The organism is Rhodococcus sp. SMB37 (genome assembly GCF_004345605.1).
In the GTDB taxonomy this organism is placed as follows: domain Bacteria; phylum Actinomycetota; class Actinomycetes; order Mycobacteriales; family Mycobacteriaceae; genus Rhodococcus.
Genome location: NZ_SLVY01000009.1, coordinates 217,336 through 227,275 on the forward strand (window position 1 = coordinate 217,336; position 9,940 = coordinate 227,275).

10 protein-coding genes and 1 pseudogene are annotated in these 9,940 nt (G+C 65.1%); 6 read left to right on the forward strand and 5 right to left on the reverse strand.

What is annotated here, in order from left to right:
- Positions 1–78 precede the first annotated feature (78 nt).
- From EV641_RS16570 to EV641_RS16585, 4 genes are all read left to right on the forward strand, one after another.
- The gene (locus EV641_RS16570) at positions 79–996 is read left to right on the forward strand and encodes an ACP S-malonyltransferase (protein ID WP_132473138.1); all 918 of its coding nucleotides are present in this window, start codon (positions 79–81) and stop codon (positions 994–996) included.
- A 142-nt stretch (positions 997–1,138) separates the two neighbouring features.
- The gene (gene acpM, locus EV641_RS16575; protein ID WP_054718931.1) at positions 1,139–1,417 is read left to right on the forward strand and encodes a meromycolate extension acyl carrier protein AcpM; all 279 of its coding nucleotides are present in this window, start codon (positions 1,139–1,141) and stop codon (positions 1,415–1,417) included.
- The gene (locus tag EV641_RS16580) at positions 1,414–2,667 is read left to right on the forward strand and encodes a KasA/KasB family beta-ketoacyl-ACP synthase (RefSeq protein ID WP_199233279.1); all 1,254 of its coding nucleotides are present in this window, start codon (positions 1,414–1,416) and stop codon (positions 2,665–2,667) included. Before acpM ends, EV641_RS16580 begins: the two co-directional genes overlap by 4 nt.
- Before the next feature lie 90 nt (positions 2,668–2,757).
- Complete coding sequence (locus EV641_RS16585) at positions 2,758–4,191, forward strand: carboxyl transferase domain-containing protein (RefSeq protein WP_132473142.1); 1,434 nt, start codon at positions 2,758–2,760, stop codon at positions 4,189–4,191.
- Positions 4,192–4,267: 76 nt separating this feature from the next.
- Here EV641_RS16585 and EV641_RS16590 read toward each other — a convergent pair whose 3' ends face one another.
- From EV641_RS16590 to EV641_RS16605, 4 genes are all read right to left on the reverse strand, one after another.
- The gene (locus EV641_RS16590) at positions 4,268–4,774 is read right to left on the reverse strand and encodes a DUF3145 domain-containing protein (protein WP_054717764.1); all 507 of its coding nucleotides are present in this window, start codon (positions 4,772–4,774) and stop codon (positions 4,268–4,270) included.
- Positions 4,775–4,876: 102 nt separating this feature from the next.
- A complete protein-coding gene (locus tag EV641_RS16595; protein WP_132473144.1) occupies positions 4,877–5,707 on the reverse strand; it encodes a serine hydrolase domain-containing protein in 831 nt (276 codons plus the stop codon).
- Between the two features lie 37 nt (positions 5,708–5,744).
- Entirely contained in the window at positions 5,745–6,872 is a 1,128-nt protein-coding gene (locus EV641_RS16600) for an NDMA-dependent alcohol dehydrogenase (protein WP_054717761.1), read from the reverse strand.
- A 90-nt stretch (positions 6,873–6,962) separates the two neighbouring features.
- Positions 6,963–7,478, reverse strand: a complete 516-nt coding sequence (locus tag EV641_RS16605; protein WP_132473146.1) for a DinB family protein — start codon at positions 7,476–7,478, stop codon at positions 6,963–6,965.
- 130 nt (positions 7,479–7,608) lie between these two features.
- Between EV641_RS16605 and EV641_RS16610 the strand changes: the two genes are divergently transcribed.
- Entirely contained in the window at positions 7,609–8,028 is a 420-nt protein-coding gene (locus EV641_RS16610; RefSeq protein WP_054717758.1) for an OB-fold domain-containing protein, read from the forward strand.
- Positions 8,029–8,062: 34 nt separating this feature from the next.
- Positions 8,063–9,211: a thiolase family protein gene (locus tag EV641_RS16615; RefSeq protein ID WP_054717755.1), complete on the forward strand. Its 1,149-nt coding sequence runs from the start codon at positions 8,063–8,065 to the stop codon at positions 9,209–9,211.
- Between the two features lie 73 nt (positions 9,212–9,284).
- Here the strand turns inward: EV641_RS16615 and EV641_RS16620 are convergent.
- Positions 9,285–9,833 (reverse strand): annotated as a pseudogene (locus EV641_RS16620) (ATP-binding cassette domain-containing protein); the annotation flags it as partial.
- Between the last annotated feature and the right edge of the window lie 107 nt (positions 9,834–9,940).

Sequence of the window (9,940 nt, forward strand, 5' to 3'; positions counted from 1 at the left end):
AACCCTACAAATCCTGCTCCCACCTTTCATTCCCACCGACATCTCGGAGGAGTGCCTTCAGGGTGTTCTCTGATCATCGTGATTTCGCTGCTTTCCCCCGGTCAGGGGTCTCAGACACCAGGAATGCTGGCTCCGTGGTTGGAGCAGGCCGGTGCTCGCGATCGAATCGAGCTCTGGTCGAAGGCGTCGGGGCTCGACCTCGAACGTCTCGGCACCACCGCTACCGCCGAGGAGATCACCGATACCGCCGTAACCCAACCGCTCGTCGTCGCGACCGCGCTCCTGGCGTTCGAGACACTCGAAGCACGTGGCCTGATCGCCGCGGACACGATCTCTGCCGGCCATTCGGTCGGTGAACTCGCCGCCGCCGCCGCCGCAGGCGTCATCACCACCGACGAGGCCGTTTCTCTCGCTGCGATCCGCGGCGCGGAGATGGCCAAGGCATGCGCTCTCGAACCCACTGGGATGTCCGCCGTCCTCGGCGGCGCCGAAGACGAGGTGCTCGCCCGTCTCGAAGAACTCGACCTGACACCCGCCAACATGAACGCGGCGGGCCAGATCGTCGCTGCAGGACGCCTCGACGCCCTCGAGGAACTCGCAGCGAACCCGCCCGCGAAGGCACGTGTCCGGTCGCTCCCTGTGGCCGGTGCCTTCCACACCCGTTTCATGGCTCCCGCGCAGGACGCCGTCACCGCCGCAGCGGCGAAGATCACACCTAGTGATCCGAAGCGTCCACTGCTGTCCAACTTCGACGGTGCACTCGCCACTTCCGGAACAGATGCACTCGACCGGATCGCAGCCCAGGTCACCCGACCTGTTCGCTGGGATCTGTGCACCGCGTACCTGAAGTCCGCTCAGGTTTCGGCCGTGGTGGAATTGCCGCCTGCGGGAACACTGGTGGGTATCGCCAAGCGCGAGATGCGCGGCACCCCCAACACCGCGCTGAAGACCCCTGCGGACATCGACACATTGGCCGAAACACTGGTTCTCGGTTAGGTTGCTGCGCGCGCCGTGCGCACAGCACGGGCACCTCAAGAACTCCGGGACATCCCGGGCACCGGCACGGACATCCGTACGGACCGGTTTCACACGACACCGTCGACAACACGGTCGACAAACCCAAGAAGGGAGCCACGAAGTGGCCGCCACCCAGGAAGAAATCATCACCGGTCTCGCGGAGATCATCGAAGAGGTCACCGGTATTGAGCCCTCCGAGGTGACCATCGAGAAGTCCTTCGTGGACGATCTCGACATCGACTCGCTCTCCATGGTCGAGATCGCCGTTCAGACCGAGGACAAGTACGGCGTGAAGATCCCCGACGAGGATCTCGCCGGCCTGCGCACCGTCGGTGACGCTGTCTCGTACATCCAGAAGCTCGAGGCCGAGGGCGTTCAGGCCACCAACGACGGCGAATGAGCACTGCCGTGACCTCCCCTTCTCCTCGGACACTACGAAACGTCGTCGTCACGGCTCTCGCGACCACGACGTCGATCGCGGGTGATGTGGATGCCACATGGAAGGGGCTCCTCGCCGGCGAGAGCGGGATCGGCACGCTCAGTGGGTTCGTCGACGACTACGACCTTCCCGTCCGCATCGGCGGCACGCTGAAGGTCGACCCCGACGAGTCACTGTCGCGGGTCGAGATCCGGCGGATGAGTTTCGTCGAACGGCTCGCGCTGACCCTGTCCCGCACGGCGTGGTCGAATGCCGGTAGCCCGGAGGTCGACCAGGACCGCCTCGGTGTCGTGATCGGCACCGGCCTCGGTGGCGGCGATGCCCTCATCGACGCCGTCGACAAGCTACGCGACGGCGGATACCGCAAGGTATCGCCGTTCGTGGTGCAGATGGTCATGCCCAACGGACCTTCTGCCACGGTGGGTCTCGAACTCGGTGCTCGTGCGGGAGTCCTGACTCCCGTCTCGGCGTGTTCGTCGGGATCCGAGGCCATCGCGAACGCCCACCGGATGATCGCCATGGGCGACGCAGACATCGTCGTCACCGGCGGTGTCGAGGGACGACTCGATGCGGTTGCCACCGCCAGCTTCGCGATGATGCGCGCGCTGAGCACCCGCAACGACGACCCCCAGGGCGCCTCCCGCCCCTTCGACAAGGACCGCGACGGATTCGTCTTCGGCGAAGCCGGCGCACTGATGGTCCTCGAGTCGGAGGAGCACGCCAAGGCACGTGGCGCGACGATTCACGCTCGCGTCCTCGGCTCCGGCATCACGTCGGACGGGTTCCACATCGTGGCGCCCGATCCGGAAGGTACGGGCGCAGCCCGTGCGATGACCCGGGCAATCGAGTCCGCCGGGTTGTCCAAGTCCGACATCGGGCACGTCAATGCTCACGCGACGTCCACCCCGATCGGAGACATCGCCGAGGCCAAGGCCATCGGCGCAGCGGTGGGAAATCACGCCGCGATCTACGCACCGAAGTCCGCACTCGGTCATTCGATCGGCGCTGTCGGTGCACTCGAGGCAGTACTCACGGTCCTGGCACTGCGTGACGGAGTCATTCCTCCCACGCTGAACCTCGAGAACCAGGATCCAGATATCGACCTGGATGTGGTGCACGGGGAACCGCGCTACGGACAGATCGATTTCGCGTTGAACAACTCGTTCGGTTTCGGTGGGCACAACGTCGCCATCGCGTTCGGCCGGGCCTGACCCGACCGGCATACGCCGCGCAGGCGGTGGGGGTTCCGCTCTGGAACCTCCACCGCACCCACTCACCGCGTTTCGCCCGAGGAGCACCCGATGACAATTCTGGATCCAGCCACCCAGCGTGACAGCGCAGTGGACCCCCGCGATCCGCTGGCCCGCCTCGAGAAGCTGTTCGATCCGGGATCGGTGGAACTGCTCCACCCGCGCGACAACTCCGGCGTCCTCGCCGCAATCGGTCGCATCGACGGTGTGCGCACCGTCGCCTACTGTTCGGACGCGACTGTCATGGGCGGTGCCATGGGTGTCGAGGGGTGCCGGCACATCGTCCACGCGATCGACACCGCGATCGACCACGAACATCCCATCGTCGGGCTGTTCCATTCCGGCGGAGCACGCCTCGCCGAAGGCGTCGAGGCGCTCCACGCAGTCGGCCTCGTCTTCGAAGCGATGGTCCGCGCATCGGGACACATCCCCCAGATTTCCGTCGTCCTCGGCTTCGCCGCGGGCGGCGCCGCGTACGGGCCTGCTCTCACCGACATCGTCATCATGGCTCCGGAAGGCCGCGTGTTCGTCACGGGCCCCGACGTGGTGCGGAGCGTCACCGGCGAACAGGTCGACATGGAGTCGCTCGGCGGACCGGACACCCACACCAAGAAGTCCGGTGTCGCGCACATTGCCGCACACGACCAGGAGGATGCGCTCCATCGCGCACGCCGCCTCGTGTCGATGCTCGCGGAGCAAGGCGAGTTCGATGTTGCTGCCGCCGAGCTCGGCGACACCGACCTCCGTGCGCTGATGCCCGAGTCCGCGCGTCGCGCATACGACGTGCGGCCGATCGTCCACGAGCTACTCGACAATGTCGAAGGCGAATCGAGTTTCGAAGAACTCCAGGGCGGCTGGGCACGCAGCATCGTCACCGGCTTCGGACGCCTCGGCGGTCGAACCATCGGTGTCATCGCCAACAACCCGCTGCGCCTCGGCGGCTGCCTCAATTCCGAGAGCGCCGAGAAGTCGGCCCGGTTCGTACGCATGTGCAATGCATTCGGCGTGCCACTCGTCGTCGTTGTCGATGTTCCCGGATATCTGCCCGGCGTGAGCCAGGAGTGGGAGGGGGTCGTGCGGCGTGGAGCCAAACTTCTTCATGCCTTCGCAGAAGCCACGGTGCCGCGCGTGACGCTCGTGACCCGCAAGATCTACGGCGGCGCCTACATCGCCATGAACTCGCGTGCGCTGGGTGCGACCGCCGTGTTCGCGTGGCCTGAGTCGGAGGTCGCCGTCATGGGCGCGAAGGCCGCGGTGGGGATCCTGCACAAGAAGGCGCTCGCCGCCGCACCCGACGATGAGCGCGAGGCATTGCACGATCGTCTCGCGGCCGAGCACGAGGCGCTGGCCGGCGGAGTCGGCCGGGCGATGACCATCGGCGTGGTCGACGAGATGATCGAACCGTCGAAGACCCGCAGCACACTTGCGGCGGCCCTCGCGGCAGTACCGTCGCGCCGCGGCCGGCACAAGAACATCCCGCTCTAGTCCCACGCGTGAAGTCGGGCCTGCCATCCGTAGATGGCAGGCCCGACTTCATACGTGCATCGCTGACAAAGCTCGATCAACCGACGTCGCGGCGAAGCCAGGTCACCTGCGCGCCGTCGTCTCCGCTCCGGTAGGGCTCGAGTTCGTCGTCCCATGCGGTGCCCAGACAGCGGTGGATCTCGCCTTCGACGTCGGCGGAGGCCAGTATCGTCCGCAGGCGCATCTCGCCGATCACGACATCGCCGTTCGCACTCGTATTGCCACGCCACAGCCCGAGCTGCGGCACGTGGCTGAACCGCTCACCGTCGACCCCTTCGCTCGGGTTCTCGGTCACCTCGAACCTGAGCATCGGCCATACCCTCAGCGCTTCGACCAACCTCGCCGCGGTTCCGACGGGGCCGTTCCAATCCACCGAAGTGCGAAGGAGTCCTTCACCGGCGGGCTGCCCCGTCCACGTCAAATCGGGGCGGCTGTCCAGTGTGGACGCCAGCGCCCACTCGATGTGCGGACACACCGCAGCCGGCGACGAATGGACATAGACCACCCCGGTCGTCGCATCCGCGAACTGGTTCGATGCGCGCATACATTCACCTCCGATCAGACGAGGACGTCTTCCCCAACGACCTCTTCACAAAGGCGATGCAATGCAGCTATCCGATAGTGTGCCGGTGTTGCGCCTGTTTCGCTAGCGAACGGCAGAGGTTCTTGTGATTTCCCCCAGTACGGCGTCATTGAACTCGGTCCACAATGGCTTCGCCCATTCCCCGAATGCCCGATTTGTGAGTATTACGCAGGCGGTGTCGATTTCGGGGTCTACCCAGAGAAACGTGCCTGATTGACCGAAATGACCGAAAGTCCGCGGGGAATTCCCTGTTCCGGTCCAATGCGGGTTCTTCTCCCCCCGCAGTTCGAAACCGAGACCCCAATCGTTCGGTTTGAACATTCCGTATCCCGGCACGATTCCGTTCAGTCGCGGAAACTGCACCCGAGTCGCCTCGTCGAAGATCTGCGGCGACACGAGGACAGGATTCAACAGCTCCGCTGCAAAGCGCATCAGGTCCTCCGTCGACGAATTCGCGCCGTGGCCCGCCGACCCCGACAGCGCCGACGCCCTCATCCCGAGCGGTTCGAACACCGCCTGGTGGAGATAGTCGGCGAAAACGATTCCGGTCTCGGTCTCGACGAGATCCGCGAGGACCTCGAATCCGGCGCTCGAGTAGATGCGCTTGCGCTCCGGCTCGGCCTGGACGGTCCGGTCGCCGAACGCGAGCCCCGACGCATGCGAGAGCAGATGTCGCACCGTGGACCCTGGTGGGCCGGCAGGCTGGTCGAGCTCGACCGCGCCCTCTTCGACGGCCACGAGAAGCGCGTACGCGACCAGAGGCTTGGTCACGGACGCGAGGGGGTAGACCTCGGCGAGATCACCCACGGACCCGACAACGCCGCCGTCGCGAGTGAGAACCGCGCCGGCGGCGTGATCGACGGGCCAGTCGGAGATCAGAGAGAGGCTACACACCCGATCAGCCTACGAGATCGCCCGCACGGACGCCTGGTCACCAGTCGGCTTCGGTGTATCGGATGACGCCGCGGATGTTCTTGCCGTCGAGCATGTCCTTGTAGCCGTCGTTGATCTGATCGAGGTTGTACGTCCGCGTGACCATGTCGGCCAGGTTGAGCTGGCCGGATCGGTACAGATCGAGCAGGTTGGGGATGTCGACACGTGCGTTGCAACCGCCGAAGATGTTGCCCTTGAGGTCCTTCTGCAGCATCGAGAACAGGAACGAGTTCAGCTTGACGTCCATGTCGGCCATGTAGCCCATCGCGGTGACGACACACTTGCCGCCCTTCGCCGTGAGGGTGAGCGACGGATCGACCAGATCGCCGGTCATCTCACCGACGGTGATGATGGTCTTCTGGCACATCCGTCCCCACGTGATCTCCATGATCGGCACGATCGCTTCCTCGATCGAGGCGTATGCGTGGGTAGCACCGAACTTCAAGGCCTGCTCGCGCTTCCACGGCACCGGGTCGATCGCGAAGACGTGGCGCGCGCCGGAGGCGACCGCGCCCTGCAGTGCACTCATACCGACGCCACCGATGCCGATGACAGCGACCGAGTCTCCCGCCTTGACGTCGGCGATATGCGTCGCCGAACCCCAGCCGGTGGGAACGCCGCACCCGACGAGCGCAGCGAGTTCGAACGGGATGTCCTTCTCGATCTTCACGACCTGGGTCTGATTGACCGTCATGTAGGGAGAAAAGGTGCCGAGCAGGCACATCGGGATGACGTTCTCCCCGCGTGCCTGGATGCGGTAGCTTCCGTCGGAGATCGACTGACCGCTGAGCAGTCCCGCGCCGAGGTCACACAGGTTCGACTGCCCCGACGCGCACGACGGACACCGGCCACACGCCGGGATGAACGACAGGACGACGTGGTCGCCCACTTCCAGCCCGACGACACCGTCGCCGACCTTGGTGATGACGCCCGATCCTTCGTGGCCACCCATCACCGGATAGGACGGCATCGGGGTCGCGCCGGTGACGATGTGATGATCCGAGTGGCACATGCCGGCGGCTTCCATGCGGATCTGCACTTCACCGGCGATCGGATCACCGAGTTCGATCTCCTCGACCGACCACGGTTCGTTGAGTCCCCACAGCAGTGCACCCTTGGTCTTCATCTGGCTATGCCCTCCATCACATTGCAGGTTGTGCACGTGACACTAGCCACAAACCGGCAAAATTGGAACAGGTTCTACCGGAATTTTCCGTCACCCCACGTCCCATAGATGATGGACATGCTCGTGAGCGAAATACAGAGCCAGGGTGCCGACGGTGAACCTCACCCCGTCGCCTCGCCGCCCGCTCCGCGAACGCAGTTCCACCGGCACCCCGGCGAAGGCCCCGGCCGTTCTGCCGCCGCCTTCCACCAACTCGCGGGCGACGGTCGCAGGGTCCTGATCCCCGTACGTACCGTCGATGGCGGCCGCATTCTGGTCCCAATCCTCGAACGACGGGTCATCCCGGGTGAGCATCGATTCGAGGCGCTCGCGGAACACCTCGCACACATCACGCAGATGCGCTGCATACTCGAGCGCCGACCACGAGGTCTCGTTCGGCCGTTGCGCGGCATCGTCGCGCGACAGGACCGCAGGCCATCGCCCCGCCCCCCTGCGCACAAGGTGGGGAATTTCGTCGTAGTCCACCGACTCCGGATCGAATCCACAGTCGGGGCACGCACGCTCGACCACCCAGGTCCAGTCTTTTCCGTCCGCGCGGATCGCCATGTACCGATCGTAGGCACCGACCCGAACAGTTCACTCTCATTGTAGAGAATGGCATTTCCGTCTAACGTGAACACCATGCCGGTATGCGGCAAGAAGCGACGCGACGGCATCGGACAACGGAGGACTACATATGACGACGAAGGCGCTCGCGCCCGACGTATCCACATGGCCGGCGGAGGACCCGCAGCTGATCGGCAGTCGTTGCGACGACTGCTCGGCAACCACGTGGCCGGCACAGCCCCGGTGTCCCCGCTGCAGCGGGGCCGCCATCTCCGAGCAGCTCCTGCCCCGACGCGGAACTCTCGTGGCATGGACGACTCAGGGGTTCGTCCCCAAGCAGCCCTACGCGGGCAGTGAGACCTCCGAGAATTTCGAACCGTTCGCCTTCGGCCTCGTCCAGCTGGGCGATGTGGTCCGCGTCGAGGCCCGCCTGACCGAGAACGATCCGGCAAAGCTGAAGCCCGGCATGGAACTCGAACTCACCTTCGTGCCCTTCTACACCGACGCCGAGGGAACCGACATCGTCACCTGGGCGTTCGCGCCGATCTGAGCCACCTACACCCGATCGAGGAGTCCAAAGAACTATGAACGACGTTGCCATCATCGGTGTGGGCCTACACCCGTTCGGCAGATTCGGCGCAAAGTCGGCCATCGAGATGGCCGCCGACGCGATCCAGCTCGCGCTCGAAGACTCGGGCGTGGCATGGAAAGACATCCAGTTCGGCATCGGCGGCAGCTACGAGGTGGACAACACCGACGCCGTCACCCGCCTGGTGGGTCTGACCGGCATTCCCTTCACCAACGTGTTCAATGCGTGCGCCACATCGGCCAGCGCGATCGAGCAGACCGCCGACGGCATCCGCTCCGGCAAGTACGACATCGGTATCGCCGTCGGCACCGACAAGCACCCCCGCGGCGCCTTCACCGCCGATCCCGCGATGCTGGGCCTTCCGGCCTGGTACGCCGAGAACGGCCAGTTCGTCACCACCAAGTTCTTCGGTATGAAAGCCAACCGGTACGTCATCGACCATGACATCTCGCACGAGACCTTGGCCCGAGTCGCCGCGAAGAACTTCCGCAATGGCGGCAAGAACCCGAAGGCCTTCCGTCGCACCGAGTTCAGCCTCGACGAGATCCTCTCGTCGCCGATGCTGAACTATCCCCTGACCGCAAAGATGTTCTGTGCCCCCGACGAGGGCGCCGCTGCGGTCATCATGTGCCGTGGCGACCTCGCGGCGAAGTTCTCGTCGAACAAGCCCGTATACCTGCGGTCGACGGCGATCCGCACCCGCACGTACGGCGCCTACGAGGTACACGCGACGTGGGCCGCGACCGAAGAGGACGTCTCCCCCACCGTGTACGCAGCGAAGGCCGCGTACGAGGCTGCGGGAATCGGCCCCGAAGACGTCGACGTCGCACAGCTGCAGGACACCGACGCCGGCGCAGAGGTCATCCACATGGCAGAGACCGGGCTGTGTGCCGATGGCGACCAGGAGAAGCTGATCGCTGAGGGCGCCACCGAGATCGGCGGATCACTGCCCGTGAACACCGATGGCGGTCTCATCGCCAACGGAGAGCCCATCGGCGCGTCGGGCATCCGCCAGGTGCACGAACTCGTCCACCAGCTCCGCGGCACCGCCGGCGAACGTCAGGTTCCCGGTAGCCCGCGAGTCGGCCTCGCGCAGGTCTACGGCGCGCCGGGAACTGCGGCGGCGTCGATCCTGTCGCTCTGACACCCGACGCCGATGACGAGCAATAAGCGGTAGAGGACGGGTCGCCCACGAGAACGCTGTGGGCGACCCGTCATCACTGTGGTCGTCCGGCGAGCGCAGTGTTCCAGAGCTTCGCGTAACGATCCTCGCGCCGAAGCAGTTCGTCGTGGGTGCCCTCCTCTTCGATTCGTCCGCCGTCGAGGAAGACGATGTGGTCGGCGTCTCGGACGGTCCGCAGCCGGTGCGCGACCATCACCACCGCCCTGTCCGTCATCAGCCGCTCGACACCTTCCAGGACAGCGGCCTCATTCACCGGGTCCAGCGCGGATGTCACTTCGTCCAGCAAAACGATGGGGGCATCCTTCGGCAGAGCACGCGCAATCGAAACGCGCTGGCGCTCGCCACCGGACAACTGTGCACCGCCCTCGCCGACCTTCGTCGCCCACCCTTCGGGAAGTCGCTCGACGACTTCGTTCAGTCGGGCAGCGGTCGCTGCTGCGCGCACATCGTCGCCACTCGCATCGGAGCGGCCGAGAAGTACGTTCTCCTCGATCGTCCCGTCGAAGAGATACACATCCTGGAAGACGATGGCGATCTGCGACATCAATTCCTCGGTGGCCATGTCCCGCACGTCCACGTCTCCCCCCTCGACGTCCTAGTGGTGTGTCTCTCAAATAAATGATTGTTAGTCCGGTAGGATTCCCGCATGAGAAAGCCGGTACCTGCCCTGGAAATGACCCCGGGGCAACG

Coding starts and splice junctions, on each gene's coding strand:
- EV641_RS16580 (WP_199233279.1), top strand. CDS start 1,414: ATGAGCACTGCCGTGACCTCCCCTTCTCCTCGGACACTACGAAACGTC.
- EV641_RS16585 (WP_132473142.1), top strand. CDS start 2,758: ATGACAATTCTGGATCCAGCCACCCAGCGTGACAGCGCAGTGGACCCC.
- EV641_RS16590 (WP_054717764.1), bottom strand. CDS start 4,774: ATGCGCGCATCGAACCAGTTCGCGGATGCGACGACCGGGGTGGTCTAT.
- EV641_RS16600 (WP_054717761.1), bottom strand. CDS start 6,872: ATGAAGACCAAGGGTGCACTGCTGTGGGGACTCAACGAACCGTGGTCG.
- EV641_RS16605 (WP_132473146.1), bottom strand. CDS start 7,478: ATGGCGATCCGCGCGGACGGAAAAGACTGGACCTGGGTGGTCGAGCGT.
- EV641_RS16610 (WP_054717758.1), top strand. CDS start 7,609: ATGACGACGAAGGCGCTCGCGCCCGACGTATCCACATGGCCGGCGGAG.
- EV641_RS16615 (WP_054717755.1), top strand. CDS start 8,063: ATGAACGACGTTGCCATCATCGGTGTGGGCCTACACCCGTTCGGCAGA.